The sequence below is a fragment of the Vogesella aquatica genome, assembly GCF_028548455.1.
Lineage (GTDB): Bacteria > Pseudomonadota > Gammaproteobacteria > Burkholderiales > Chromobacteriaceae > Vogesella > Vogesella aquatica.
In genome coordinates, this window is sequence record NZ_JAQQLF010000006.1 from 1 (window position 1) to 25,091 (window position 25,091).

Here is a 25,091-nt window from a genome sequence, read left to right on the forward strand (position 1 = left end):
CAGCAAGCTGTCCAGTAGTGCGTCAGGTACGTTGTGATTTTTCGAGCTCATTGTGCCTCCAGACTAGGTAGCAGTTTCCTGCCAAATGTCCGTTTACACAAAATTCAGTACACGCCCGAAGCCCAACGTTTACCGCGAACGGCTGCTTGGCCGCACGCCATCGTCTTGCGGCCAACCTTGGCTGTTTGTTTTGAATCATGATCGCCCACGTTATGCCAAACCATAATATCCGGCTACCCCAAGCACTACGCGGTTTTACCCTGCTGGAGCTGCTGCTTGTGTTGCCATCCTAGGTCTGCTGGTAGGCTACGCTGCACCGCGCTACCTCGGCCTGCTGTCTAGCGCCGAAGTACGCACCGCGCAGGCGCAGCAGGATGCCGCTGATGAGGCGCTGGGCCTGGCGGAGGCAGAAGTGGCACAGCTGGTGAGCAACAGCTTCGAGGCTAGCTGGCTGCCGGCGCAGGACAAGCAGCGTTGGATGGGTGAGGTTGGCCGCATCCATGCGCAGTGGCAGGCAGCGCAGGCGGGCTGATTGCCGGCTCTGGCGTCGTAAAACAACAAGGCCACGGCTATGCCGTGGCCTTGTGCTTTTGCGGGGCTGCTCAAGCCGGGCGCAGGTTGTGGCTCAGGCTTTGCCCTTGGTGAGCTGGTGATGGTCCAGCAGTACCTGGTAGCTGGCGCTGGCGGCCTCGGCCAGCTCGGCCTGGCGGGGGTGGCCGGCAAACACCAGCTCGGCGTCCAGGCTGCGCAGCGCGCGGCGGGCGCTGGTGCAGACTTCTACCGCAGCGTTGAAGTCCGGCGCGCTGATGACGCGGCCATTGCGGATCTTGCGCGCATAAACGGCGGCCATTTGCCCGTATTTCATGGCCATGTCGCAGGCTTGCCAGGCGCTGTCTTCTTCCAGGCTGGCAAATAGCTGCAGCACGGTGTGGCAGGCAGCCTCGGCGCGGGCGTGGCGTTTGTCGGCCGCCTGGCGCTCGGCGCTGGCAGGGGCGGGCTTGCTGCCGCCGTGGCGGGGTTTGCTCATGGTGTGTCTTCCCGGGCGTGGCCCTGATAAAAGCATTTGGCGCACACGGCGTGGTAGCGCGTGTCGTCGCCGATATCGACTTGTGGCCCTTCTTTGATACGCTGGCCCTGGCCGTCTACCCGGATATGCATGGTGGCTTTGCGGCCACAGGCGCAGATGGTCTTGATCTCTTCGATGTCTTCTGCCAGCGACAGCAGCCAGGCGGCACCGGGGAAGGGCTCGCCCTTGAAGTCGCTACGCAGGCCAAAGCAGATCACCGGCACGTGGCGGGTGTGCGCCAGGCGGTGCAGCTGCTGCGCCTGCTCGCTGGTGAGGAACTGCGCTTCGTCGATCAGCACGCAGGCGATGCCCTGGTAGTCCTGCGCCAGAAAATCGAAGCTGTCGTCGTAGGTCAGCGCGTCGCGCTGGATATTCAGCCGCGAGGTGATCTTGCCCACGCCGTAGCGGTCGTCGATGGTGGCGGTGTACAGCTGTACGGCCTTGCCCATGGTTTCGTAGTTATTGGCAATCTGCAAGAGCTGGGTACTCTTGCCGCTATTCATCGCCGCGTAGCGGTAAAAAAGTTTGGCCATGGGCGTATGCGTGCGTAAGGGGCTGGCATTTTAGCCCAAGCAGGGCCGGGTGTGCGAACAGTGCGTTTGCGCAGCCAGCTTACGTTTACGGAAGTGTGCCGCTATCATGATGCTGCAATGCACATAAAGGATCACCATGGACAAGAAACTGCCTTTGCTGGACCGCCGTACCATCACCATGCGCTGGGGCGATATGGACGCGGTAGGGCACCTGAACAATACCTATTATTTCCGCTACATGGAGCAAATCCGTGTGGAATGGCTGGACAGCATCGGCCACCCCATCAACCCGGCCGGCATCGGCCCGGTGCTGGGTAGCACCAGCTGTACCTACAAGCGCGAGCTGTCTTACCCGGCTACCGTGGTGGTGAGCAGCGAGGTGGTCAAGGTTGGCCGCAGCAGCCTGACACTACGCCATCACTTCTACCTGGCTGGTGACGACAGTACCGTGTACGCGGTGGGCGAGGCAACGCTGGTGTGGGTGGACTACCAGGCGGGCAAGTCGGTGTCCATCCCCGAGCCTATCCGCGAGCGGCTGCGGGCAGTAGGCGCGCAGGCTTGAGCCCGCTGGTGGCAACAGAAAAGCGCCCTTCACTGGAAGGGCGCTTTTTGTTTGCGCGTGCTATCAGTCGCGTTCGCGCAGTTTCTGCCGAATGATGTCGCGAATCAGGAAGCGGCTGGGGTGGATGGCATCCATGATGGGCTTGGGCAGCGGTGCAGGCTCCTTGTCCAGCAGGCTGGCCAGTACCTCGCCGCATAGCGGGGCCGTGACCATGCCGCGCGAGCCGTGCGCGGTGCTGACAAACAGGCCGGTGACCTCGGGGGCGTCCTGGCCCAGTTTCAGCGATGCGTCGCGGCCCAGCGGGGCGTACAGGTCGTTGAAGGCTTCGCGGTCCACAATGGCGCCGCACATGGGCAGGTAGTCCGGGCTGGTGCAGCGCAGTGCTGCGCGGCCATTGCACTGGCTGGCCGCCAGGCTGTCGCCGCCTAGCGCCTGGTGCAGGGCCGGGGCCATCTGCGCCAGCATGTCCAGGTTCTCCTGGTGTTCGCTGTTGCAGGGCTGGGTGTCGCTGGTGTCAAACTTGAAGGTGGCGCCCATGCAGTGCGTGCCGTTGCGCGCCGGCGAAATATAGCCCTCGCCGCACAGCACGGTTTTCAGTGTATTGCTGGCCGGCGTGGCGGCCACTACCGACACCTGGCCGCGGATGCGCTTTACCGGCAGGTAGAAGGTGGGGTCGAACTGTACGGTTTCGTTGGCGGTGGCCAGCACGGCAATACCGCCTATGGCCAGCGGGCCATCGCTGCCTATGGCCACCCAGCTATGGTCGGCCGGGTTTTGCGATAGCTCGGTAATGGCGGTGGCCAGGCGCACGGTGATGTTGGGGTGGTCCAGCAGGCGGCGTACCAGCGCCGGCGGGTGCAGCCAGCCTCCTTGCGGGAAATACAGCCCCGCTTGCGTGATGGGTAGCCCAGCCAGCTGCGAGGCTTGCTCGGCGTCCACGGCGTGCAGGATGTCGTGCGGCAGGCCCGCCAGTGCCAGGCCTTGCTGGCGTTTGCTTTCTTCGGCATTGTGCGCCAGCTGTAGTACCCCGCACTGGCGCCAGGTATCGTCGCCCTGCGGCAGGCAGCTGGCCAGGGTGCGCAGGCTGTAGCCGTAGCCGGACAAGATCAGCTGGGTCAGCGGGGTGAAATGCGGCGACAGCTTGGTGTACAGCACGCCTTGCGGGTTGCCCGAGGCCTCGTTGGCCGGCACCGGGTGGCGGTCTACCACGGTGACCTGCCAGCCGCGCACGGCCAGGCTGTAGGCAATGCTGGCACCGGCAATGCCGGCGCCCACCACAATGGCACTGCGCTCCAGGTGGGCGGGCAGACTGGGGCGTGCATACCAGGGGGCCGACCAGCCCGTGCTGGCGGGGGTAGCCAGCCGGCCACGCGTCATCTCGCGTTTACTGCCAAAGCCGGGGACTTTTTCCACGGCAAAGCCGGCCTCGGCCAGGCCACGGCGTACCACGCCGGCGCAGGTAAAGGTGGCCAGCGTGGCGCCGGGTTTGCTCAGGCGTGCCAGCTGTTCGAACAGCGCCGGTTGCCACATGTCGGGGTTGCGTGACGGGGCAAAGCCATCCAGAAACCAGGCATCCACGCTGGCGTCCAGTTCCGGCAGGGTGGCGAGTGCATCGCCCACCAGCAGGGTAAGCGTGATGCGCCCGCCCGCCAGTACAAAGCGGTGCCAGCCCGGTGCCATGGCCTGGTATTGCTGCAGCAGTTCGCCGGCTTCTGCGGCCAACGCTGGCCACATGGCCAGCGCGCGCTGCATGTCGTCAGGGGCGAGCGGGTGTTTTTCCGTGCTGACAAAGGCCAGGCGTGCGCCGGCTGGCGCGTCGGCCACAAAGCACTGCCACGCCATCAGAAAGTTCAGCCCGGTGCCAAAGCCGGTTTCCCCGATGGTAAACAGCTCGCCGTTTTGCAGCGCGGCAAAACGCTGCGGCAGGTTGTTGTTGTCGATAAACACATGGCGGGTTTCGGCCAGGCCGCTATCGCGCGAAAAGTACACGTCGCCATAGTCGGCCGACATCGGCAGGCCGGTGCTCCAGTCCAGACGGGCAGGGTAAAGAGGTGAAGTCATGCTGTTGCCAGGTGCCATCGGCACGGGGTGAATCCGAGATGGTGCATAGTATGCCTGCTTGCAATAAAAGCGCCTATGCTGCAACGCAAAAAACCGCTCACGTCCGCTGCTGCCGGCCCCCCCACCGCAACTAGTCGATTTGCCAGCGCAGGTTGAAGGTAGTGGTGGCGGGCATCATGCGGTCTTTCCAGTGGATTTCGGGTACATAGCCTATCTCCAGCTGCAGCAGCTTGCCCCCGGCGGTGACAAAAGGCAGGCCGGCCAGGCCGTGCATGCCGCTGCCGTTGAGGTAGCCCACCATCAGCCCGGCGCCTACGACGAAGTCCTCGCCGATGTCCCATTGTTTGCGGCCGCCACCGGCCACAAAGTAGGCCGTCTCGCGGCGCGAGTCGCGGTAGCTGCCGCCACGCACAAACAGGCTGTAGTCCACTTGCGGTTCGGCCAGCTCCAGACCCAGGCCGGGGTTGCTGTTGTTCAGGTCGCAGTTATAGCGCGTACCGTCGCAGCTACCGTGATGCGAGGCACCGAAAACCAGTACCGAGGTGTCTGCCATGGCGCTGCTACAGCCCAGCGCCAGCGTCATTGCCAGTAGTTTTATTTTCATATTGCCCCCAGTTTTGATAGGACATGCTTTATCGGCTATGGCTTGCTCTTTGATGGTAGGCAAAAAGCCGGCAATGTGAACCTTGAAAAGCAGTGGCTTTCGCCCCAGCTACACGGCATCTGATTTTTATTGCCAAGGAGGCTGTCATGCGCTTCGACAAACTCACCACCAAATTCCAGCAGGCGCTGGCCGAGTCCCAGAGCCTGGCGCTGGCTGCGGATAATGCTTTCATCGAGCCGCAGCACCTGCTGCTGGCCATGCTGGACGACGCCGAAAGCGGCGTGGGCAGCCTGCTGGCGCGTGCGGGTACCAATATCGGTGCACTCAAAAGTGCGTTGCGCGACAGTGTGGCGCGTTTGCCAAAGGTGAGCGGCGGCGATGGCGACATCACCGTGTCGCGCGAGCTGGGCAAGCTGCTGAACCTGACCGACCAGGCGGCGACCAAACGCGGCGACCAGTTCATTGCCAGCGAGCTGTTCCTGCTGGTGTTGGCCGCAGACAAGGGCGAGGCAGCGCGCCTGCTGAAACAGCACGGCGGCCAGCTGTCGGCGATCGTGGCGGCAGTGGACGCGGTACGCGGCGGCGATGGCGTGGATAGTGCCGACGCCGAAGAGCAGCGCGAAGCCTTGAAGAAATACACGCTGGACCTGACCGAGCGCGCCCGCATGGGCAAGCTGGACCCGGTGATCGGCCGCGACGACGAAATCCGCCGCGCTATCCAGGTACTGCAGCGCCGTACCAAGAACAACCCGGTGCTGATCGGCGAGCCCGGCGTGGGCAAGACCGCCATTGTGGAGGGGCTGGCGCAGCGCATTGTGAACGGCGAAGTGCCGGAAAGTTTGAAGCACAAGAAGCTGCTGGTGCTGGACATGGCCGGCCTGATCGCCGGTGCCAAGTTTCGCGGCGAGTTCGAGGAGCGCCTGAAAGCGGTGCTGAACGATGTGGCCAAGGACGAAGGCAACATCATCCTGTTCATCGACGAAATCCACACCATGGTGGGCGCCGGCAAAGCCGACGGCGCGATGGACGCCGGCAATATGCTGAAACCGGCGCTGGCGCGCGGCGAGCTGCACTGCCTGGGCGCCACCACGCTGGACGAGTACCGCAAGTACATCGAAAAAGACGCCGCGCTGGAGCGCCGTTTCCAGAAAGTGATGGTCAACGAGCCGTCGGTGGAAGACACCATCGCCATCCTGCGCGGCCTGCAAGAAAAGTACGAAATCCACCACGGCGTAGACATTACCGACCCGGCCATCGTGGCGGCCGCCGAGCTGAGCCAGCGCTACATTACCGACCGCTTCCTGCCGGACAAGGCCATCGACCTGATCGACGAAGCCGCGTCCAAGATCAAGATGGAGCTGGACTCCAAGCCGGAAGAAATGGACAAGCTGGACCGCCGCCTGATCCAGCTCAAGATCGAGCGCGAGGCAGTGAAGCGCGAGAGCGACGAGGCCTCCCGCAAACGCCTGCAGCTGATCGAGGACGAAATCGACAGCCTGTCGCGCGAATACGCCGACCTGGAAGAAATCTGGAAAGCCGAAAAAGCCAGCCAGCAGGGCAGCCAGGCGATCAAGGAAGAAATCGAGCAGGTAAAGCTGGAAATCGAGGAGCTGAAGCGCCGTGGCGACTGGCAAAAACTGGCCGAGCTGCAATACGGTAAGCTGCCGCAGCTGGAAAACCGGCTGAAGGACGCCGAGGCCGCCAGTAGCGACGACGCCAAGCCGAACCGCCTGCTGCGCACCCAGGTAGGGGCCGAAGAAATCGCCGAGGTGGTATCGCGCATGACCGGTATACCGGTGAGCAAGATGCTGACCGGCGAGCGCGACAAGCTGCTGCAGATGGAAAGCGTGCTGCAACAGCGCGTGGTAGGGCAGCACGAGGCGGTAACCGCGGTGGCCGATGCTATCCGCCGCTCGCGCTCCGGCCTGGCCGACCCGAACCGCCCTTACGGCAGCTTTTTGTTCCTGGGGCCCACTGGTGTAGGCAAGACCGAGCTGTGCAAGGCGCTGGCCGGTTTCATGTTTGACAGCGAAGAGCACCTGATCCGTATCGACATGTCCGAGTACATGGAAAAGCACTCGGTGTCGCGCCTGATCGGTGCGCCACCGGGCTACGTGGGCTACGAGGAGGGCGGCATGCTCACCGAGCAGGTACGTCGCAAACCTTACAGCGTGATCCTGCTGGACGAGGTGGAAAAGGCCCACCCGGACGTGTTCAACGTGCTGCTGCAGGTGCTGGATGATGGCCGCCTTACCGATGGCCAGGGCCGCACCGTGGACTTCAAGAATACCGTGATCGTGATGACGTCCAATATGGGCAGCCAACACATCCAGAACATGGCCGATAGCGACTATCAGGTCATCAAGCTGGCGGTGATGGCCGAGGTGAAGGCGCACTTCCGCCCCGAGTTCGTGAACCGTATCGACGAGCTGGTGGTGTTCCACGCGCTGGGCGAGGCACAGATCAAGTCCATCGCACGTATCCAGCTGAAGCGGCTGGAGGCACGCCTGGCCAAGCTGGATATCAGCCTGCAGGTGGGCGACGACGCACTGGCGCTGATTGCCGAAGCCGGTTTCGACCCGGTGTACGGCGCGCGGCCACTGAAGCGCGCCATCCAGAGCGAGATCGAAAACCCGCTGGCCAAAGCCATTCTGGCTGGCAAGTATCCGCCCAAGTCCACCGTGATGGTCGAGGTGGCCGGTGGCGGCCTGCGCTTTGCCTGATGGATGCGGCTTCGGGTAGGCGTACCGGGTAGCATGCGGCCAACCTGCCAGCCAGGTTGGCCGTTTTTCCATGGCCAGTCGCGGCCTGATGGCTTTGCACGAAATGAACCATGGCGGGTGCAGCGTGGTCATAAAAAGACATTGTGCTGACGCGGTGCTATGTCTGGCTTGCCAGCCGGGCGGCTTCGCGTCAGTCTGGGCACGGTAAGCACTGCCGCCGTGACTCACCAGAATAACGACAACCGTTTCAGGAAGGTGCATGGATCAACTCTTGCAAAACCTGGCCAGCCGCCAGGGTACAGACAGCCCGGTCGGCCCGCTGGCCGAGCTGCTGGCCGCCGTACGGCCCGACGATGCCGGCGACTTTGTGCAGGCCACCAGCAATCTGCGGGCGCTCACCTATTTGCTGAGCCGCCATCCGGGCGCCCGCGCCGGCCTGCGCCGCGCCATCCTCGACCTGCTGGGGGCTACCCGCCAGGTGCAGCTGTATACCGACACCGGCCTGCTGTCCAACGAGCCGTTTTCCACCGCCATCAAGCGCCGCATCGGCGAGCGCCTGCTACCCCCGGCACGCTCTGCCCACCACCTGGCCGACCAGTTTGGCCTGATCTTCAACCACCCCGAAGACTACCGCTGGGTAAGCAGCGTGGCGCAGGAAGTCTGGCTGGAGCTGTGGCAGGCGCTGGCCTGGGATGAGCTGCCGCCGGCTGCGGCCAACCCGGTGCGGCTGCAGCTGCTGGAAGCGGTGCAGGTGCTGACCGCGCGCATTACCGCTATCGGGCTGGAGCCGGAGCTGGTGCGTGTTTACCCGGATATCGAGCGCTTCGAGTCGCCGTTTTTGCATCTGGGCGCCGAAGCCATGCGCTATGTCGAATCGGCGCGTCACGCCATGGTGGATACCAGCTGCCAGCCGCTGGACGAAAAACACATGCTGGTGCTGCTGGAGCAGTGCGAGCAGCTGATTGCCCGCCTGCGCAAGGTAGCGCACGAGCGCGGCGTGTCGGTAAGCCTGACCTATCACCTGATCCGCCTGAGCCAGCATATCGGCCGCCTGCGTACCTTGCTGGGCTTGCTCGATACCGACAGCAGCCCTGCGGCCAACGGTACGCTGTTCGGCCTGTTGGCCGAGCTGGTGCGCGCCGACAACCGCCGTTTCAGCGTGCGCGATGTGTTTACCAGCAATACCGAAATGCTGGCGCGCCAGGTGACCGAGCACGCCGGCCGCCACGGCGAGCACTACATTGCCGAAGACCGCAAGCAGTGGAAAGACATGGCCAGCGCGGCGCTGGGGGCGGGCGTGATCGTGGGTTTCATGGCGCTGATCAAGCTGCTGCTGGCCAAGCTGCACCTGCCGCTGATCTGGGAGGCGCTGGCCTTCGGCCTCAACTACTCGCTGGGTTTCATGCTGGTGCACGTGCTGCATTTCACCATTGCCACCAAGCAGCCGGCGATGACGGCGGCGCGCATTGCGGCGGTCATCCACGAGTCGGGCGGCAAGCCGGACATGCCGCAGCTGGCCGAGCTGGTGGCCAAGGTGATGCGCACCCAGTTCATTGCCATTGTCGGCAACGTGATGGCGGCCATTCCGGTGGCGTGGCTGATCGCCGTGTGCTGGCAGAGCTTTACCGGCGCCCCGGTGGTCAACACCGAAAAAGCCGCGCACCTGCTGGCCGACCTTGACCCGCTGCATAGCCTGGCCATCTTCCACGCCGCCATTGCCGGGGTGTATCTGTTCCTGGCAGGCCTGATCGCCGGCTACTACGACAACCTGGCGATTTACCGCCAGATTCCGCAACGGTTGGCCGCCTTGCCGTGGCTGAATCGCCTGTTGGGTGTGGCGCGTACCCAGCGCCTGGCCCATTACGTGGAGCACAACCTGGGCGGCCTGGCCGGTAACTTCTATTTCGGCCTGTTCCTGGGCGTGACCGGCACCATCGGCTTCCTGCTGGGCTTGCCGCTGGATATCCGCCACATCACCTTCTCGTCGGCCTACCTGTCGTATGCGGCGGTGAGCTACGACTACCTGATCCCGCTGAATGTGGTGCTATGGTCGGTAGCCGGCGTGCTGCTGATCGGCATGACCAACCTGTTGGTGAGCTTTACGCTGGCACTATGGGTGGCATTGCGTTCGCGCAAGCTCAAGGGTAGCGATGCCTGGCCGCTGCTGCCGGCACTGGCGCGCCGCTTCTGGCAAAAGCCGAAAGACTTTTTCATTCCACCCAAGGACGCGGTAGCAGAACCCCCTGTATCGTAAGGCCAGGGCGGGTGTACGCCACAAGTGCCAGCCGGCTTATGCCGGCTGGCTTTTTTTGTGCGCACCGGGCGGCAGGCAAGAAAAACCCGCCTGGGCGGCGGGCCGAACTCCGGGTATGGAGAGGAGAAACATGCAGCGGGAGATGTCTTTTTTATAGATGCCCATACGATAAAAGCCACTGTCTATGCTGAATTCTGTGTTTCGCCGCGAGAACCTAGCGCGGTGCTTGGCTGAGCTGTGGCACAGCCAGGCTCAAAAGTAGCCTGTGGAGCGCCTTTTGCCGCGGATATGGGCGGCGTAGGCCTCGGTGTTGCTGGTGGCGACTTGCCGAGCCAGGGCATTGTGCTGCCAGATCAGGGCGTGGCCGCCGGCCAGCTGCTTTTGCAGCAGCAAGGTGCAAGCGCCTTGCGGCCAACTATAGGCCGCCACCTGGCGATTGTCGTGGCCGGCTGGCAGGCCATAGCGTACGGTCAGCTCGCTATATAGCGGGTCGATGGGGCTGCCTGCCGGGTAGTCAAACCTTACCTGATAGAGCGTTTCATCCAGAAAAGCCAGTTGCAGCTGCTGGCTGCCGCTACTTTGCGGCATGGTCACGTGCATGATGATGACCCGCTTGTTGGGGATGTTTTCCGGCGCGGCGCTCAGGAACGCTTCCTGGGCATTGCCATAAAACTCGCCCGTAATGCGTGCCTGTTGTACCAGCATGGCTTGCTGCGCCTGTTCGCGCGAGTGGCTGCCGGGTAGTAGCCCGAATAGCGGCAGGCTGGTTTGTGCGCAGGCGGGTAGTGCGATGCAGGCCATGATCAGCCAGCGGGCCAGGGTAGCGTTGGGCATGGTGGTGGATGGGCGTGGTTTTGGTTTGGCAGGCCGGCAGTATATCGTGCTGCCGCTTGCTACAGGTGCGCGGGGCGCGGCTGTGCGGTGGCCACGGTGCAAGCGTGCTGGCCGCAGGTAGGCGATAAAGAAAATCTAACTATCCGAAAAAATCATTCAATTGGATTTGGCTATTGGTCTGCGGCATGATTGCACCTGTCGACAACGACACCACTGCAACCAAGGAGCCCGATATGTCCATCATCAATAGCCAGATCAAACCGTTTGCCAGCAAAGCCTTCCACAACGGCCAGTTCATCGACGTAACTGACCAGACCCTGCTGGGCAAATGGTCTGTCGTGTTCTTCTACCCGGCCGACTTCACCTTCGTGTGCCCGACCGAGCTGGGCGACCTGGCCGACCTGTACCCGGAATTCCAGAAGCTGGGCGTGGAAATCTACTCCGTTTCCACCGACACCCACTTCACCCACAAAGCGTGGCACGACACGTCTGACACCATCAAGAAAATCCAGTACCCGATGCTGGCCGACCCGACACACCTGATCTCGCGCAACTTTGGCGTGCTGATCGAAGAAGCCGGCCTGGCCGACCGCGGTACCTTCGTGATCGACCCGGAAGGCAAGATCCAGATCGTTGAAATCAACGCCGGTGGCGTGGGCCGCGACGCAGCCGAGCTGCTGCGCAAAGTAAAAGCCGCCCAGTACGTTGCCGCCCACCCGGGTGAAGTGTGCCCGGCCAAGTGGCAAGAAGGCGATGCCACCCTGGCGCCGTCGCTGGACCTGGTAGGCAAGATCTGATTTCCCGCCCCGCTGCAGCCGCTGGCTGACAGTACGGCACCTTGACGCGGCTGGCCGGCCTCTCCCGGCTGGCTTCGTCCCCACCCGACATTTATGCCGGGTGCCCCGGAAAGCGGCCTTGCGGCCAACCTTGGCACTGACGCCGCTTTCCCGGGTACCCGTTACCAAGGAGCACACCATGCTGGACAACAACATCAAGACCCAACTGCAAGCTTATCTGGCCAACCTGCAACACCCGATCGAGCTGGTTGCCAGCCTGGGTGGCGGCGCCAAAGACGACGAAGTACGCGGCCTGCTGGCCGACATCGCCAGCCTGTCGGATAAAGTCAGCGCCCGTTTCGACGGCAATGACGCCCGCAAGCCATCGTTCACCATTGCCCGCCCTGGCGACGACGCCCCGCGCGTGCAGTTTGCCGGCGTGCCGATGGGCCACGAGTTCACCTCGCTGGTACTGGCGCTGCTGCAGGTAGGCGGCCACCCGTCCAAAGCCGGCCAGGCGCTGATCCAGCAGGTAAAAGACCTGCCTGGCGAGTTCACTTTCGAAACCTATATCTCGCTGTCGTGCCAGAACTGCCCGGACGTGGTGCAGGCGCTGAACCTGATGGCGGTGCTGAACCCCGGCATCCGCCACACCATGGTAGACGGTGCGCTGTTCCAGGCCGAGGTCGCCGAGCGCCAGATCATGTCGGTGCCCACCGTGTACCTGAACGGTGAGGTATTCGGCCAGGGCCGCATGGGGCTGGAAGAAATCGTCGCCAAGCTGGATACCGGCGCCGCCGCCCGCGACGCCGAGAAGCTGGCACAAAAAGACGCCTTCGACGTGCTGGTAGTCGGTGGTGGCCCGGCTGGCGCTGCCGCCGCCATCTACACCGCCCGCAAAGGCATCCGTACCGGCGTGGTGGCCGAACGCTTTGGCGGCCAGGTGCTGGACACCATGGGCATCGAAAACTTCATCTCGGTAAAAGAGACCGAAGGCCCGAAACTGGCCATGGCGCTAGAGCAGCACGTCAAAGAGTACGACGTGGACGTGATGAACCTGCAGCGCGCCAGCAAGCTGATCGCCGCCAGCGAAAGCGCCAGCGGCCTGACCGAAGTGCAGCTGCAAAGCGGTGCCACGCTGAAAGCCAGGTCGGTGATCATCGCCACCGGTGCGCGCTGGCGCGAAATGAACGTGCCGGGCGAGCAGCAATACCGCAACAAGGGCGTGGCCTACTGCCCGCACTGCGACGGCCCGCTGTTCAAAGGCAAGCGCGTAGCGGTGATTGGTGGTGGCAACTCCGGCGTGGAAGCCGCCATCGACCTGGCCGGCATCGTGTCGCACGTCACCCTGCTGGAATTCGGCGACGCCATGCGCGCCGACGCGGTGCTGCAAAACAAGCTGCGCAGCCTGCCCAATGTGACGGTGATCCTGCAGGCGCAAACTACCGAAGTCACCGGCGACGGCAACAAGGTCAACGGCCTGGCCTATACCGACCGCGTCAGCGGCGAGGCACGCCATATCGCACTGGAAGGCATCTTTGTGCAGATCGGCCTGCTGCCCAACACCGACTGGCTCAAGGGCACGATCGAGCTCACCAGCCGCGGCGAGATCATCACCGGCCGCCACCAGGACACCAGTGTGGCAGGCGTGTTTGCCGCCGGCGATGTGACCGACGTGCCGTACAAGCAGATCATCATCGCCATGGGCGAGGGTGCCAAAGCCGCACTGGGCGCCTTCGACCACCTGATCCGCAGCAGCGCACCCGCTGCCTGAAACAACACTGTGTAAAGCCTCCTTGGGCGCCCTGTGGTCTTGTGACCCGGGGCGTTTTTTTTATCGTCTGTGGCGATGGTGCAAGGTTGGCCGCAGCACAGCCGTGCTGGCTGGCAGCGTGTGGCTGAAAGGTGTCAGCCGATAAAAAGCACTTCAATTTGCGGCCAACTTCAGGTAAAAAGAGCCATCACGTCATGCCCGCCCGCCGGGTGTGACGCTTTTTGTTTCTGGCCCGCGGCTGCACGTGTCTTGCTACCGCGGGCTTCACGTTTTCACGAGAGGAGACCCCGTGTCCCACGGCGATACCCCATCCGATGTATTCCACCTGGGCCTGACCCGCGCCCAGCTCGAGGGCGCTACCCTGGCCATCATTCCGGGCGACCCGGCACGCGTTGAACGCATTGCCCGCAAGCTCGATAACCCGCGCCACCTGTCTACCCAGCGCGAATTCACCACCTGGCTGGCCTATATCGATGGCAAGCCTATCGTGGTGTGTTCCACCGGTATCGGCGGCCCGTCCACCTCCATCGCAGTGGAAGAGCTGGCGCAGCTGGGCGTGCGTACTTTCCTGCGCGTGGGCACCACCGGTGCCATCCAGCCGCACATCAATGTGGGCGACGTGCTGGTGACCACCGGCGCGGTACGCCTCGATGGCGCCAGCCAGCACTTTGCGCCGCTGGCCTACCCGGCGGTGGCTGACTTTGCCTGCACCACCGCGCTGGTGAACGCCGCGCGCGATGCCGGCCAGGCCGTGCACGTGGGTATTACCGCGTCGTCCGATACCTTCTACCCGGGCCAGGAACGTTACGACACCTATAGCGGCCGCGTGGTACAGCACTTCGTTGGCAGCATGCAAGAGTGGCAGGCCATGGGCGTGATGAACTACGAGATGGAATCGGCCACGCTGCTGACCATGTGCGCCACCATGGGCTTGCGCGCCGGTATGGTGGCGGGGGTGCTGGTGAACCGCACGCAGCAGGAAATCCCCGACACCACGCAGATCAAGGCGTCGGAAACCACGGCAGTGGATATTGTCATCGCTGCCGCCCGTCAGCTGGTCTAAGCCAGGCTATGCGGCCAACCCTGGCCGCTGGCGCAAAAAAGCCCTGCCTTGAAAAGGCAGGGCTTTTTCGTGGCTAAGCGGTCGCCATCAGCCGGCTTGGCGGCGACGGTGTACTTCGGCCACCAAGGGCTGCAGCTCGGCGGGTACCACGTGGTCCAGCCGCCAGTAGACGCGGCAGTCGGGCGTGCGCGCCAGTAGGCCGTGGTTGACCAGCTCGCGGCGCAGCAGCACGTGGTCGCCAAAGATTTGCGCCTGGCGCAGGGCGTCATTGATGACCGCCTCGCCATGCTGGCCGCGCCCGGGCAGCTGCGGCCAGATCGCCCACAGGCATTGCTGCTGCTCGCTGTACTTTTTCGGCCAGCGCTGCAGGCGGCCTTGCGCGTCAAAGTGGCGCAGCAGGCGCTGGGTGAGCGCGTCGTGCTGCCGCACGGTTGGCTGTGTGGTATCGGGCACGACCGTAGCCGGCGCGGCGGCCAGCCAGTGCTGGAAATTATGGTAGCCGCTGGCGCGCGCCAGCATGTTCAGCAGCTGCAGGTGGCCGGGCGTACCGTCGCTGGTGGCCCATTGCTGTTTGAGCGAGCGCGCCAGGGCGGAAATATCGGGGCTGTAAAAGGGGTGAAGCGTACGAGACATGGTCGAATCCTGTCTGCGTGCCGAAGTCGGAAGACTGCCGCTGGTCGCCGTTGCGGCCTGGCACGGGTTCGAGCCAAGCTGAAAGGTAAGACAGCAGGTTTAGCGTGGTAACGGTACCGGCGACGCCTGGGTGAACTGCAGACCCGGCGGGCATGATAGCGCCGCGCCAGCTTGGCTGCAAGCCGGCCTGCGGCGGGGGCGGGTGCTTGGATATGAGCTCAGTTCGCAGCCTGGCGGTGCTGTTTGGCATAGCTGGCGCGGGCGATCTGCTGGACCTCGCACGATACCTGCACGTCCAGCGCCGGGTCGGCAGGGCAGTGCACCAGCAGCGCGTCCAGCACTTGTTGTGCTAGCGCCTGCTGTACGGCCTCGCTGCGGCCTTCCAGTATGGCCAGCCGGGCGTGGATAAAGGCGCGCTGCGGGTCGCGGGCGGTGCCCACCTGGTAGCAGCTCACCATGCAGGCGCGGCTTTTGATGTCGATTTCGCTGAACTGGCCGCTAGCTTGCAGTGCCAGGTTGGCTTGCTGCAGGGCGGTAGCCGCGTCGAAGCTGGCGAGGTTGTCGCTGTATTCCAGATAAAGGTGTGGCATGGCGTGTCGTATAGGCTTAAAGGCTTGGGGTGGCCATGATACCGCAGCTGCCGCCGGCGCCCGCAAGTGGCCAAAACATGCGACAATCGCGCCAGTTTTTGCGGGCAGCCACGGCTGCCCGCCTTCGTTTGTTACCGGAAGCCTGCCATGTCCCAGATTGCCAGTGTGCGCGTGTTGTCGCTGATCCCGCCGATGACGCAGCTGAATACGCCTTACCCGTCCACCGCCTATATCACCGGCTTTTTGCGCGCGCGCGGGGTGACGGCAGTGCAGGAAGACCTGGCGCTGGCGCTGGTGTTGCAGCTGTTTTCTACCGATGGGCTGCAGGCTGTCCGTCAGCGCATCGACACCATCGCGCCGAAGAAGCGCAGCGCGCAGGTGCGTTTTTTCGTCGATAACTTCGACCAGTACCTGGCCACCATCGACCGCGTCATCGCCTTTTTGCAGGGGCGCGACAGTACGCTGGCGCACCGCATCTGCAGCCGTGGCCTGCTGCCGGAGGGCGCGCGCTTTGCCGCGCTGGACAACTACGTGGACCCGGACGACCCGTACGGCGGCGACCCGCTGGCGTGGGCGTTTGGCGCGCTGGGTAGCTACGACCGCGCCCGCCACCTGGCCACGCTGTACCTGAACGACCTGGCCGACGTGGTGCGCGACGCCGCCGATAGCCGCTTCGAGTTCGTGCGCTACGCCGAGTCGCTGGCCATGAGCCAGCCCACCTTCGACCCGCTGGCCAAAGGCCTGGCCGCACCACCCACGCTGGTAGACGATATGCTGGCCGCCCTCACGGTGGCGGCGGTGGAGCGCCACCAGCCCGACCTGGTGCTGCTGTCGGTGCCGTTCCCCGGCTCGGTGTACGCGGCGTTCCGCATTGCGCAAACCATCAAGGCACGTTGGCCGCATATCCGCACCGCGCTGGGCGGCGGCTTTGCCAATACCGAGCTGCGCGAGCTGAAAGAGCCGCGTGTGTTCGATTACTTTGATTTTGTCACGCTGGACGACGGTGAAAAGCCGCTGCTGGCGCTGATCGAGCACCTGCAGGGCCAGCGCGGCGTCAGCCGCCTGGTGCGTACCTATGTGCGCGACGGCGACGCGGTGCGCTACATCAACATGATGGAAGCCGACATCCCGTTCGAAGAAGTCGGCACGCCCACCTGGGACGGGCTGCCCATCCACCGCTATCTGTCGCTGCTGGACATGCTCAACCCCATGCACCGGCTGTGGAGCGACGGCCGCTGGAACAAGCTGACCGTAGCGCACGGCTGTTACTGGAAAAAATGCAGCTTTTGCGATGTGACGCTGGACTACATCTCGCGCTACGAAACCGCGTCCGCCACCACGCTGGTGGACCGCATCGAGGCCATCATTGCCGAAACCGGCCAGACCGGCTTCCACTTTGTAGACGAAGCCGCGCCGCCCAAGATGCTGCGCGCCTTGGCCGAGGAGCTGCTACGGCGCAAGGTGTCGATTTCGTGGTGGGGTAATATCCGCTTCGAAAAATCGTTCACCCCCGAGCTGTGCCAGCTGCTGGCCGAGTCGGGCTGCATTGCCATTTCCGGTGGGTTGGAGGTGGCGTCCGACCGCCTCTTGAAGCTGATGAAGAAAGGCGTGTCGGTAGAGCAGGTGGCGCGCGTGACGCAGGGCTTTACCGAGGCCGGCATCCTGGTGCACGCCTACCTGATGTACGGCTTCCCCACCCAGACGGTGCAAGACACGGTAGACGCGCTGGAGTATGTACGCCAGCTGTTTGAAAACGGCTGCATCCAGAGCGGCTTCTTCCACCGTTTTGCCTGTACCGTGCACTCGCCGGTGGGGCAGAGCCCGGACGAGTACGGCGTGAAGCTGATCCCGCTGCCCGAGGTCAGCTTTGCCAAGAACGACGTGGGTTTCATCGACCCCACCGGTACCGACCACGACACGCTGGGCCGTGGCCTGAACAAGGCGCTGTACAACTATATGCACGGCATTGGCCTGGAAGCCGACGTGCGCGAGTGGTTCGACATGCGCGTGCCACGCAGCCGCGTGCCGCGCCATTTCATCAGCAAGGCGCTTAATCCGCAGCGTTAAACACAGCATGGCAGGGCGTGCGGCCAACCTGGCGCAAAGCTTGGCCGCATTTTTTTGCCATACAGCCTGTGGCTGGAGTAGGGTAGCGGCCCTTGTTTGACGTTTTTGTGAAGATACGATGCGCTACGCCATCTATTACGCGCCCGCGCCGCGCAGCGCCCTGTGGCGCGCCGGCAGCGAATGGCTGGGCTGGGACGCCGCCCGTGGCGTTACCCTGCTGCCGCCCGCACTGCCCGGGGGGCTGCTCGCCCGCTTGTCGCCGCTGACACGCCGCGCGGCACACTATGGCTGGCACGCCACGCTGAAGGCGCCGTTCCGGCTGGCAGAAGGGGTGGACGAAGCGCAGCTGCTGCAACAGGTGGCGGCACTGGCGGCCACGTGTACGCCATTCGCGCTGCCCTTGCAGATAGGCACGCTACGCGACGCTACCGTGCTGCGTGTGGCCGGCGACTGTACTGCTATCGACGCACTGGCCGAGCGTTGCGTACGCCAGCTGCTGCCGCTGGGCGCTAGCGCACCGGACCGCCCCGGCCTGAGCCCGCGGGAGGCCGAGCTGCACGCCGCCTGGGGCTACCCTTATGTGCTGGACCAGTTCTGCTTTCACCTGACGCTGGCGCGTTTCAGCCGTGAGCCAGCGCTGCAAGCCGCCATCGAGCGGGCGGCGGCAGCGCATTTCGACGGCTTGCTGCAGGCCGAGGTGGCCGCGCTGTCGGTATTTGTGGAACCCCGCCCCGACGAGCCGATGCGGCTGCTGGCCGAATGCGGTTTTGCTGGCAGCCTCACGCGCCACTTGCGCTGACCCTGCCTGGCGTAGCAAAGACAAAAGCCCTGCGGCCAACCTTGTTCCGGTTGGCCGCAGGGCTTTTGGGCGTGTGCTTTAGCGGGTTTGGCGCGCCGCTGCCGCTGCGTGCAGGCAGGCCGGGCACAGGCAGTCGCCGCTAGCGCTGGCGGGGCTGGCCAGTGGCGGCAGGTCGGCGCACCAGCAGCCGCCCTGGCGGCCACCCGTGCCGCAGGCAAAGGCGCTGCCGCATTGCGTGCAGTGCAGCTGGCGCACCGGCAGGGGCTGGCGCAGGCTGGCGATGCGGTCCAGCGCCGCCTGCTTTTGTACGTTGCTGGCGCTGGACCAGCCGGTGATCTCATCCAGCGTGCGCAGGCAGCCGGTGCAGTAGCGGCGGCTATCGTCCAGCTTGCATTGCTTGATGCAGGGCGAGGCGACCTCAGCCATGGCTGCCATCCGTCAGCGTAAAGCTGGCCAGCAGCAGGGTAGTGGCCTGCGCGCAGTGCAGGGTGGCTTCTGCAGCCTCATCCAGCCATGCCGCCTCCATGCTGTGCAGCGTGTGGCCGGCCCACTGCAGCTGGCCGCTGGCGACAAACAGCAGGCTGAGTGCTGGCAGTGTCAGGCTGTGGCTGCCCGCAGCCAGCACCCGCAGCTGGCACTGGTGGCGGGCCAGGCCGCGCCGGCTCATCACGTTAAAGTCGCGTACCTTGCCGCCCAGGCGCAGGCCGGCCAGCGGCAAGGCACCGTCGAATGCCAGCGGTGGCTGGCCAGCCAGCAGGGTGCCAAACAGCTGGGCGCCGTTCATCAGCGCCAGGCCGTCGCCTTCCAGTATGGCCAGGCTGCGGTCTACGCCGGCAAAGTGCGAAAACGGGCCATCGCTGTCGACTTCGGCCACGCTGACGCGGTAGGTAAAGCTATCCAGGCTGGCCCCGGGCGGGTAGGCCAGTAGCTGGCGGGTACTGCCGCCGCCGTTTTTCCAGGTGCTGGGCGGGCAGTCCTGCAGTCGAATAATGTGCATGATTATTGTTTGATGTTTCTGTGCCGAGGCGCGATGGTAGCATGGCTGTTTCTACTGCTACAGGGGAAGTCACCATGTCCGACATTCGCTTGCGCCCGGCCCGTCCCGGCGACGATGCCTTGCTGGCCAGCCTGCACGCGGGTAGCTGGCAGCGCGCCTACGCCGGCCAGCTACCGGCGGCATTCCTGCGCGACGAGCTGGGCGATTTCATGGCCGCCAAATGGGCTGCGCGGCTGGCCGAGCCGGCGGCTACCTACCGCATCGCCATTGCCGAGGTGGCGGGTGAGGCTGCCGGTTTTGTCTGCCTGTGGCCAGGCGCCGAGCCAGGCAAAGGTGTGTATCTGGACAACCTGCACGTGCTGGCGGCGTTTCAGGGCCTGGGGCTGGGTAAGCACCTGATGGCGTGGGCGGCGGCCGAAACACAGCAGGGTTGGCCGCAACAGCCCATGTTTTTGTACGTGCTGGCGGCCAACGCGCAGGCGCGGGCGGTATACCAGCGCATGGGCGGATTTGAAACAATGCATCAGGATGTGGCCATGCCGGGCAATGTCACCCTGCCGGCCATGCAGGTTACGTGGCAGGATGTGCCCGGCTTGCTGGCTTTGCTGCAACGGCCGGGGTGATGCGTCAAGGCGCTTGTCGCAGCGCAATAGCGGGGTGCGTGGTAGACTTTCGCCATCCGGTTTCTTCTTGCGTGCCAGCCTGTGCGGCCAACCCGTACCGCGGGCCGGCATGTTTTGCCATCATATGGAGCCCTGCATGTCCTCTTCGATTTTCGCCGCCGTAGAAATGGCACCGCGCGACCCGATTCTGGGTCTGAACGAAGCTTTTAACGCCGATACCCGCCCGGTCAAAGTAAACCTGGGTGTGGGCGTTTATTACGACGACAACGGCAAAATCCCGCTGCTGGCCGCAGTAAAGTCCGCCGAAAAAGCCCGCCTGGAAGCCATGCCGCCGCGTGGTTACCAGCCTATCGAAGGCCCGGCAGCCTACACCCAGGCCGTGCAAAACCTGCTGTTCGGTACCGGTAGCGAGCTGGCCGAATCCGGCCGCGTGGTAACGGCCGAAGCCCTGGGTGGCACCGGCGCACTGAAGATCGGTGCCGACTTCCTGAAACGCCTGAACCCGAACGCCAAGGTATACATCAGCGACCCGTCGTGGGAAAACCACCGCGCGCTGTTCGAGTCCGCCGGTTTCACCGTAGAAAACTACCCGTACTACGACGCCGAAACCCGTGGCGTGAACTTTGCGGCCATGAAGGCTTTCCTGCTGGGCCTGGACGCCGGCTCCATCATCGTGCTGCACGCTTGCTGCCATAACCCTACCGGCGCCGACATGAGCGACGCGCAGTGGGCCGAAGTGGTAGACGCCTGCCGTGAAAAAGGCCTGGTGCCGTTCCTGGACATGGCTTACCAGGGCTTTGCCGACGGTATCGAAGCCGACGCCGTAGCCGTGCGCCTGTTCTCCGGCTCCGGCCTGCAGTTCTTTGTGTCCAGCTCCTTCTCCAAGAGCTTCTCGCTGTACGGCGAACGCGTAGGTGCCCTGTCCATCGTCACCGCCAGCAAGGAAGAAGCCGGCCGCGTGCTGTCGCAGCTGAAGCGTGTGATCCGCACCAACTACTCCAACCCGCCAATCCACGGCGGTGCCGTGGTGGCTGCCGTGCTGTCCAGCCCGGAACTGCGCCAGCAGTGGGAAGACGAGCTGGCCGGCATGCGCGACCGCATCCGCGCCATGCGTACTGCACTGGTCGAAGCCATCCAGGCACAAGGCGTTAGCCAGGACTTCAGCTTTGTGATCAAGCAACGCGGCATGTTCAGCTACACCGGCCTGACTGTGGCCCAGGTCGAGCGCCTGAAAGAAGAGTTCGGCATCTACGCCGTGTCTACCGGCCGTATTTGCCTGGCCGCACTGAACAGCAAGAACATCGGCTACGTGGCCGAAGCGATTGCCAAGGTGGTAAAGGCTTAAGCCTTTGATCCGACGGAAAAAGCCCCGCCAGCTGGCGGGGCTTTTTCATGCCTGTCGCGTGAGCCAGGCAGCCAGTAGCCAGCCTGCCGCACAGCACACCAGCAAGGCGCTGGCCGCGCCGATGTTGTTGGCCAGCCAGCCCGCTAGCAAGCTGCTGATCGCCGCGACCAGCACCTGGTTACGGTAGCTGCGCGCGCTGGCGGCAGCGGTATGCTGCTTGTCGAACGTCTGTAGCAGGCCGTGCCAGCCCAGGCTAAACACCACATTTGACAGCACATGGGCAGCAAACACCAGTAACAAGGCCAGGCTTGGCCAAGGCAGCCAGGCTATGGCCAGATAGCAGGCGGAAAAACCGGCCAGGCAGCCCAGCATCAGGCCACGGTTGTGCCGGCCCAGCCGCTGGCTGCTCACCAAGAGCGGCCCGCATAGCTGGCCCAGGCTGCGGGCAAACAGCAGCGGCAGCACCTGCTGTGCCTGCTGGCTGTGTAGCGGCAATAGCGTCGGTAGCAATGCCATGGCCGGCGCACCCACGGCAGCCAGTGCCGGCAAGATAGCCAAGGCACGACGCTGCCGGCTGTCCAGCCTGGCGGGCAAGGGCTGGATAGCCATGTGATGCACCACCGCTTGCGCGGGGGTGAGGGCCAGCAGTATCACTGCCCCGGCAAAGCTGCTTGCCGCCAGAAGCAATAGCCACGCGTTGCCAAGCAAGCCGTGCAGCAGCGTGCCGGCCCCCACACCCATGACCACATGGCAGGCAAAGGCGAGGGTGTCGAGCAAGGCGGCGGCGGGCAGCTCGTGTGCGGCCAACCTTGCCTTGCCATAGTGCGCCAGCGCCGGTAGTGCCATGCCGCTGCCTAGCGTAGCCGTGGCCGTGCCCAGTTGTAGCCAGTAAGTGGCGGAAGAGGCCATGCCTTGCCAAAGCAGTAGCACGCCGGCCAGCCCGGCCAGCTCGCCGAGCATTAACACATAGCGGCAATCGGTACGGCACAAAAGCCGCTCCCCCAGCAGGCTACCCAGTAGCCCGGGCGCGCTGGAGAGCACAAAGCTCAGCGCCAGGGTGGCGGGGGCGGCCTGTCTGGCCAGCAATTCGGTGTAAACGACAATGAAACAGAGGCCGCTGCCGATGGAGCTCAGCAGCAGTGCCGCGCACAAACGGCGCAGCCAGGCGTGTGCGCATAGTGCGCGCCAGAAAATAGGGAACATGATGTCTTCCTGAATAGCGTAGCCACACCCCGATCGGGGCGAGTAATCAGTACGGAGTCAGGACGGCATCACATCGGTAGGCGGGTATTCGATAAAACAGACCAGCCCGCATGGTGCGGGCTGCTGAGGGGGGTGTCAAGCGCAGGCGGGATGGCGCTCAGTCGTCGTGATCGCGGTAGTGGCCAGGACCGCGATGCTTGTGGCCGTGCTTTTTGTGGCCCCAGGCTTTGCCGTGTGGCGCTTGGTATTCGGTTCTGTGGTAATCCGGGCGGCTGGGCTGCTGTACCACCACGGTCTGCGGTTTGTTCTTGGCCGCGATGACCGCGCCGGTGGCACCGCCGATAGCACCGCCGATGATGGCACCGTCACGGCCGCCAACACTTTGGCCGATGGCTGCGCCGGCGGCGCCAGTGGCTGCCCCGACGATAACGCTGTGCAGGTCGTTGGCCTGCGCCTGCAAGCTCAGGCTGCCCAGCGTCAGGGTGGCGATAGTAAGCAGATGGCGCATGATGTGTTCCTTCTCGGTTTATCGATACCGGCAGTGTAGGCGAGCCGCGCGGGGTGATCTGCTGCGCTTTTGTAGCGGCTGTGTGACAGCGTGTGACAGGGGGCTTGACCAGGCCGCGGCGCGCGAAAAAAAATAGTGGCCCGATCATTTTGCTGCTGTTACAGCCCTTGGCGTATGTCTGCTTGCCTGGATTGCGGCGCCTGCTGCGCCACGTTTCGCGTGTCTTTTTATTGGGCCGAGGCCGCGGATGGCGGCGGCGGGGTGCCGGTGAACCTGACTGAAAAAGTGGACAGCTTTCACCGCTGCATGCGCGGCACCTGGTCTGCTGCACCGCGCTGCGCAGCACTGCAAGGCGAGGTTGGCCGCAAGGTGGGCTGTACGATTTATCCGCAGCGGCCCAGCCCGTGCCACCAGGTAGAAGAAGGCTCGGCGCAGTGCCAGCGTGCGCGCCGGCAGCATGGCCTGCTGCCCTTGCCCGAGCGGTTGCCGGCATGAAAAAGCCCGGCTAGCCACAGGCTGCCGGGCGTGCCTTGCGTGACAGGCTCAGACTTTATTCTGGCAGGGGATCACTTCCATCTGCGTGAGCAAGTCCATGACCTCTACCGAAGCGCGTTCCATGTCCTGCAGGGCGCGGGTGGCGGCGTTGAAGTCGCCGGCGTAGAAGGCCTGCAGTGCCTTGCGGCCTTGTTCGTGCACGCGTTCGTGCGGGGCGTCCAGCTGGGTGTAGCTGTGTGTGCCACGGCATTCGTTGTGGCCACGGCCCTCGAAATACCATTTGCCCAGGCGGCAATTACGGTGGCTGGAAACCTGGTCCGGGCTCAGGGTGTGGTAGCCGATGAAGGCTTTGTAGATGTCCAGCTTGAACACGATATGGTCCAGCTTCACCACTTCCATGAAGCTGGTGTTAGTGCCGGTAGCAATGGTATTGGCCATGGCTTCGCTGTCGCTGACCAGCTTTTTGATGGCGGTGGCGATTTCCAGGCCGGTGTTGCGGTAGCCTTCGGCCTGCTCGGCGGCTTCGCCTACTTGCTGCTTGGTATTGTTGGACGCTGTTTCCACGTCGGTCACCAGGCTGGCAATCTCGTTGGTGGCCTGGCTGGTACGTTCGGCCAGCTTGCGCACTTCGTCGGCAACCACGGCAAAGCCACGGCCCTGCTCGCCGGCGCGCGCGGCTTCGATGGCAGCATTCAGTGCCAGCAGGTTGGTCTGGTCGGCTACGTCCTTGATCAGCTGCACAAACTGGCGGATCTGCCCGGTTTTGCTGCTCAGGGTGTCCATCTGCTGTGCGGTCTGCTGCTGGGCATCGGCAATGCGGGTGAAGCTTTCTGCCAGGGTATCGACCGCGCCACGGGTGTGGTGCAGGCTGGAGATGGCATCGGTAGCCAAGGCAAATTTGCTTTCCATCATTTCGGCCAGTGCGGCAAAAGACTGGCGGATGGATGCAGTGCTGTCACAGAACTCGCCAAACGGCTCGCGGTATACCGAGCGCTTGGATTGGTTAACCTGCTCTTCTTGCTGTGCTAGCTGGCATTGTTGATAGGCGCCCTGGCAGGCTTCCAGTTCGCGGGCGAGGTGTGCTTTTTCTTTATCCAGCTCGTCAATGCGGGCTTGCAGGGCGTCGATTTTCTTGCGGTTACCAAACATTGTTCTAGCGCTCCATCTGGCGTGGTCATTTCAGATTTTACTTATCGGTATGAGGATACCTTCACTTTCCTACTGCCGGCCAAGTAATTGCGTGGTGGTATTGCTTTGGGTCAGGCTTATTGCCATGGCATTTGGTCGGTTTTCCGAACGCTGTGTCTGGTTTTGTACGGCAAACCGGCGTGTTGTGGTGGCGGTTTCTTCTTAAGTGTTTGTTTTTTAATGTAGTCGGTGGTGCGATAAAAGCTGGCAAGCAATCTGCTTATATAGGCAGGAGCCGATACCCGAATGCGGCCGATAAAAACACCTCGGGATAGAGCAAAAAACCACAATCCGGCAACGACCGGACGTCGTAGGGCCGCCCCGCAGCGGTGACAGCTGCGGGGCGGTTCACGGCCCATCTTCTCCCTTCCTTACTGCGCGATCTGGCCGCTG

The 25,091-nt window shown here is 63.7% G+C and carries 24 protein-coding genes; 12 read left to right on the forward strand and 12 right to left on the reverse strand.

What is annotated here, in order from left to right; all coding sequences use genetic code 11:
* Nucleotides 1-212: 212 nt before the first annotated feature.
* Nucleotides 213-293, forward strand: a complete 81-nt coding sequence (locus tag PQU95_RS05220; protein ID WP_272751202.1) for a prepilin-type N-terminal cleavage/methylation domain-containing protein — start codon at nucleotides 213-215, stop codon at nucleotides 291-293.
* Between the two features lie 332 nt (nucleotides 294-625).
* Here PQU95_RS05220 and PQU95_RS05225 read toward each other — a convergent pair whose 3' ends face one another.
* Nucleotides 626-1,027 carry a hypothetical protein gene (locus PQU95_RS05225; protein WP_272751011.1) on the reverse strand — a complete coding sequence of 134 codons (402 nt, stop codon included), beginning with the start codon at nucleotides 1,025-1,027 and terminating at the stop codon, nucleotides 626-628.
* A complete protein-coding gene (locus PQU95_RS05230; protein WP_272751012.1) occupies nucleotides 1,024-1,599 on the reverse strand; it encodes a thymidine kinase in 576 nt (191 codons plus the stop codon). Before PQU95_RS05230 ends, PQU95_RS05225 begins: the two co-directional genes overlap by 4 nt.
* A gap of 136 nt (nucleotides 1,600-1,735) precedes the next feature.
* Between PQU95_RS05230 and PQU95_RS05235 the strand changes: the two genes are divergently transcribed.
* Nucleotides 1,736-2,161, forward strand: a complete 426-nt coding sequence (locus tag PQU95_RS05235) for an acyl-CoA thioesterase (protein ID WP_272751013.1) — start codon at nucleotides 1,736-1,738, stop codon at nucleotides 2,159-2,161.
* Between the two features lie 63 nt (nucleotides 2,162-2,224).
* Here PQU95_RS05235 and mnmC read toward each other — a convergent pair whose 3' ends face one another.
* Both mnmC and PQU95_RS05245 read right to left on the reverse strand, forming a co-directional pair.
* On the reverse strand, nucleotides 2,225-4,222 hold the full coding sequence (gene mnmC / locus PQU95_RS05240; protein WP_272751014.1) for a bifunctional tRNA (5-methylaminomethyl-2-thiouridine)(34)-methyltransferase MnmC2/FAD-dependent 5-carboxymethylaminomethyl-2-thiouridine(34) oxidoreductase MnmC1: 1,998 nt from the start codon (nucleotides 4,220-4,222) through the stop codon (nucleotides 2,225-2,227).
* Between the two features lie 130 nt (nucleotides 4,223-4,352).
* A complete protein-coding gene (locus PQU95_RS05245; protein ID WP_272751015.1) occupies nucleotides 4,353-4,826 on the reverse strand; it encodes a hypothetical protein in 474 nt (157 codons plus the stop codon).
* Nucleotides 4,827-4,972: 146 nt separating this feature from the next.
* Here PQU95_RS05245 and clpB point away from each other — a divergent pair, with 146 nt between their 5' ends.
* The gene (clpB, locus tag PQU95_RS05250; RefSeq protein ID WP_272751016.1) at nucleotides 4,973-7,549 is read left to right on the forward strand and encodes an ATP-dependent chaperone ClpB; all 2,577 of its coding nucleotides are present in this window, start codon (nucleotides 4,973-4,975) and stop codon (nucleotides 7,547-7,549) included.
* A gap of 259 nt (nucleotides 7,550-7,808) precedes the next feature.
* Complete coding sequence (locus PQU95_RS05255; protein WP_272751017.1) at nucleotides 7,809-9,803, forward strand: site-specific recombinase; 1,995 nt, start codon at nucleotides 7,809-7,811, stop codon at nucleotides 9,801-9,803.
* 252 nt (nucleotides 9,804-10,055) lie between these two features.
* Here the strand turns inward: PQU95_RS05255 and PQU95_RS05260 are convergent, their stop codons facing one another.
* Nucleotides 10,056-10,637 carry a hypothetical protein gene (locus tag PQU95_RS05260; protein ID WP_272751018.1) on the reverse strand — a complete coding sequence of 194 codons (582 nt, stop codon included), beginning with the start codon at nucleotides 10,635-10,637 and terminating at the stop codon, nucleotides 10,056-10,058.
* A 233-nt stretch (nucleotides 10,638-10,870) separates the two neighbouring features.
* Here PQU95_RS05260 and ahpC point away from each other — a divergent pair, with 233 nt between their 5' ends.
* The 3 genes from ahpC (at nucleotide 10,871) to udp (ending at nucleotide 14,250) form a co-directional block, all read left to right on the forward strand.
* Complete coding sequence (ahpC, locus tag PQU95_RS05265; RefSeq protein WP_026108034.1) at nucleotides 10,871-11,434, forward strand: alkyl hydroperoxide reductase subunit C; 564 nt, start codon at nucleotides 10,871-10,873, stop codon at nucleotides 11,432-11,434.
* A 178-nt stretch (nucleotides 11,435-11,612) separates the two neighbouring features.
* Complete coding sequence (gene ahpF, locus PQU95_RS05270; RefSeq protein ID WP_272751019.1) at nucleotides 11,613-13,187, forward strand: alkyl hydroperoxide reductase subunit F; 1,575 nt, start codon at nucleotides 11,613-11,615, stop codon at nucleotides 13,185-13,187.
* 289 nt (nucleotides 13,188-13,476) lie between these two features.
* Entirely contained in the window at nucleotides 13,477-14,250 is a 774-nt protein-coding gene (gene udp, locus PQU95_RS05275; RefSeq protein ID WP_272751020.1) for a uridine phosphorylase, read from the forward strand.
* An 87-nt stretch (nucleotides 14,251-14,337) separates the two neighbouring features.
* On the opposite strand, the gene PQU95_RS05280 is transcribed toward udp, so the two are convergent.
* Together PQU95_RS05280 and PQU95_RS05285 are read right to left on the reverse strand one after the other, a co-directional pair.
* Entirely contained in the window at nucleotides 14,338-14,883 is a 546-nt protein-coding gene (locus PQU95_RS05280) for a DUF2087 domain-containing protein (protein ID WP_272751021.1), read from the reverse strand.
* 218 nt (nucleotides 14,884-15,101) lie between these two features.
* Entirely contained in the window at nucleotides 15,102-15,473 is a 372-nt protein-coding gene (locus PQU95_RS05285; protein WP_272751022.1) for a 5-carboxymethyl-2-hydroxymuconate Delta-isomerase, read from the reverse strand.
* Nucleotides 15,474-15,620: 147 nt separating this feature from the next.
* On the opposite strand from PQU95_RS05285, the gene PQU95_RS05290 reads away from it, so the two are divergent.
* Nucleotides 15,621-17,540: a B12-binding domain-containing radical SAM protein gene (locus PQU95_RS05290; RefSeq protein WP_272751023.1), complete on the forward strand. Its 1,920-nt coding sequence runs from the start codon at nucleotides 15,621-15,623 to the stop codon at nucleotides 17,538-17,540.
* Nucleotides 17,541-17,658: 118 nt separating this feature from the next.
* Nucleotides 17,659-18,339, forward strand: a complete 681-nt coding sequence (locus tag PQU95_RS05295) for a DUF1045 domain-containing protein (protein ID WP_272751024.1) — start codon at nucleotides 17,659-17,661, stop codon at nucleotides 18,337-18,339.
* 78 nt (nucleotides 18,340-18,417) lie between these two features.
* On the opposite strand, the gene PQU95_RS05300 is transcribed toward PQU95_RS05295, so the two are convergent.
* Both PQU95_RS05300 and PQU95_RS05305 read right to left on the reverse strand, forming a co-directional pair.
* Nucleotides 18,418-18,765: a DUF1289 domain-containing protein gene (locus PQU95_RS05300; protein WP_272751025.1), complete on the reverse strand. Its 348-nt coding sequence runs from the start codon at nucleotides 18,763-18,765 to the stop codon at nucleotides 18,418-18,420.
* Entirely contained in the window at nucleotides 18,758-19,336 is a 579-nt protein-coding gene (locus PQU95_RS05305) for a HutD/Ves family protein (RefSeq protein WP_272751026.1), read from the reverse strand. Before PQU95_RS05305 ends, PQU95_RS05300 begins: the two co-directional genes overlap by 8 nt.
* A 74-nt stretch (nucleotides 19,337-19,410) precedes the next feature.
* Between PQU95_RS05305 and PQU95_RS05310 the strand changes: the two genes are divergently transcribed.
* A complete protein-coding gene (locus PQU95_RS05310) occupies nucleotides 19,411-19,959 on the forward strand; it encodes a GNAT family N-acetyltransferase (RefSeq protein WP_272751027.1) in 549 nt (182 codons plus the stop codon).
* A 136-nt stretch (nucleotides 19,960-20,095) separates the two neighbouring features.
* A complete protein-coding gene (locus PQU95_RS05315; RefSeq protein ID WP_272751028.1) occupies nucleotides 20,096-21,304 on the forward strand; it encodes an amino acid aminotransferase in 1,209 nt (402 codons plus the stop codon).
* 45 nt (nucleotides 21,305-21,349) lie between these two features.
* Here the strand turns inward: PQU95_RS05315 and PQU95_RS05320 are convergent, their stop codons facing one another.
* A complete protein-coding gene (locus tag PQU95_RS05320) occupies nucleotides 21,350-22,507 on the reverse strand; it encodes an MFS transporter (RefSeq protein ID WP_272751029.1) in 1,158 nt (385 codons plus the stop codon).
* 157 nt (nucleotides 22,508-22,664) lie between these two features.
* A complete protein-coding gene (locus PQU95_RS05325) occupies nucleotides 22,665-23,015 on the reverse strand; it encodes a YMGG-like glycine zipper-containing protein (protein ID WP_272751030.1) in 351 nt (116 codons plus the stop codon).
* Between the two features lie 174 nt (nucleotides 23,016-23,189).
* On the opposite strand from PQU95_RS05325, the gene PQU95_RS05330 reads away from it, so the two are divergent.
* Nucleotides 23,190-23,510 (forward strand): YkgJ family cysteine cluster protein, encoded by a 321-nt coding sequence (locus PQU95_RS05330; protein ID WP_272751031.1) that lies wholly within the window; start codon nucleotides 23,190-23,192, stop codon nucleotides 23,508-23,510.
* A 48-nt stretch (nucleotides 23,511-23,558) separates the two neighbouring features.
* Here the strand turns inward: PQU95_RS05330 and PQU95_RS05335 are convergent, their stop codons facing one another.
* Entirely contained in the window at nucleotides 23,559-24,659 is a 1,101-nt protein-coding gene (locus PQU95_RS05335; RefSeq protein ID WP_272751032.1) for a methyl-accepting chemotaxis protein, read from the reverse strand.
* Nucleotides 24,660-25,091 lie beyond the last annotated feature (432 nt).

What these genes read in the sequence shown, in the direction of transcription:
- PQU95_RS05220 (WP_272751202.1), top strand. Translation starts at nt 213, where the DNA reads ATGCCAAACCATAATATCCGGCTACCCCAAGCACTACGCGGTTTTACC.
- PQU95_RS05225 (WP_272751011.1), bottom strand. Translation starts at nt 1,027, where the DNA reads ATGAGCAAACCCCGCCACGGCGGCAGCAAGCCCGCCCCTGCCAGCGCC.
- PQU95_RS05230 (WP_272751012.1), bottom strand. Translation starts at nt 1,599, where the DNA reads ATGGCCAAACTTTTTTACCGCTACGCGGCGATGAATAGCGGCAAGAGT.
- PQU95_RS05235 (WP_272751013.1), top strand. Translation starts at nt 1,736, where the DNA reads ATGGACAAGAAACTGCCTTTGCTGGACCGCCGTACCATCACCATGCGC.
- mnmC (WP_272751014.1), bottom strand. Translation starts at nt 4,222, where the DNA reads ATGACTTCACCTCTTTACCCTGCCCGTCTGGACTGGAGCACCGGCCTG.
- PQU95_RS05245 (WP_272751015.1), bottom strand. Translation starts at nt 4,826, where the DNA reads ATGAAAATAAAACTACTGGCAATGACGCTGGCGCTGGGCTGTAGCAGC.
- clpB (WP_272751016.1), top strand. Translation starts at nt 4,973, where the DNA reads ATGCGCTTCGACAAACTCACCACCAAATTCCAGCAGGCGCTGGCCGAG.
- PQU95_RS05255 (WP_272751017.1), top strand. Translation starts at nt 7,809, where the DNA reads ATGGATCAACTCTTGCAAAACCTGGCCAGCCGCCAGGGTACAGACAGC.
- PQU95_RS05260 (WP_272751018.1), bottom strand. Translation starts at nt 10,637, where the DNA reads ATGCCCAACGCTACCCTGGCCCGCTGGCTGATCATGGCCTGCATCGCA.
- ahpC (WP_026108034.1), top strand. Translation starts at nt 10,871, where the DNA reads ATGTCCATCATCAATAGCCAGATCAAACCGTTTGCCAGCAAAGCCTTC.
- ahpF (WP_272751019.1), top strand. Translation starts at nt 11,613, where the DNA reads ATGCTGGACAACAACATCAAGACCCAACTGCAAGCTTATCTGGCCAAC.
- PQU95_RS05280 (WP_272751021.1), bottom strand. Translation starts at nt 14,883, where the DNA reads ATGTCTCGTACGCTTCACCCCTTTTACAGCCCCGATATTTCCGCCCTG.
- PQU95_RS05285 (WP_272751022.1), bottom strand. Translation starts at nt 15,473, where the DNA reads ATGCCACACCTTTATCTGGAATACAGCGACAACCTCGCCAGCTTCGAC.
- PQU95_RS05290 (WP_272751023.1), top strand. Translation starts at nt 15,621, where the DNA reads ATGTCCCAGATTGCCAGTGTGCGCGTGTTGTCGCTGATCCCGCCGATG.
- PQU95_RS05295 (WP_272751024.1), top strand. Translation starts at nt 17,659, where the DNA reads ATGCGCTACGCCATCTATTACGCGCCCGCGCCGCGCAGCGCCCTGTGG.
- PQU95_RS05300 (WP_272751025.1), bottom strand. Translation starts at nt 18,765, where the DNA reads ATGGCTGAGGTCGCCTCGCCCTGCATCAAGCAATGCAAGCTGGACGAT.
- PQU95_RS05305 (WP_272751026.1), bottom strand. Translation starts at nt 19,336, where the DNA reads ATGCACATTATTCGACTGCAGGACTGCCCGCCCAGCACCTGGAAAAAC.
- PQU95_RS05310 (WP_272751027.1), top strand. Translation starts at nt 19,411, where the DNA reads ATGTCCGACATTCGCTTGCGCCCGGCCCGTCCCGGCGACGATGCCTTG.
- PQU95_RS05315 (WP_272751028.1), top strand. Translation starts at nt 20,096, where the DNA reads ATGTCCTCTTCGATTTTCGCCGCCGTAGAAATGGCACCGCGCGACCCG.
- PQU95_RS05320 (WP_272751029.1), bottom strand. Translation starts at nt 22,507, where the DNA reads ATGTTCCCTATTTTCTGGCGCGCACTATGCGCACACGCCTGGCTGCGC.
- PQU95_RS05325 (WP_272751030.1), bottom strand. Translation starts at nt 23,015, where the DNA reads ATGCGCCATCTGCTTACTATCGCCACCCTGACGCTGGGCAGCCTGAGC.
- PQU95_RS05330 (WP_272751031.1), top strand. Translation starts at nt 23,190, where the DNA reads ATGTCTGCTTGCCTGGATTGCGGCGCCTGCTGCGCCACGTTTCGCGTG.
- PQU95_RS05335 (WP_272751032.1), bottom strand. Translation starts at nt 24,659, where the DNA reads ATGTTTGGTAACCGCAAGAAAATCGACGCCCTGCAAGCCCGCATTGAC.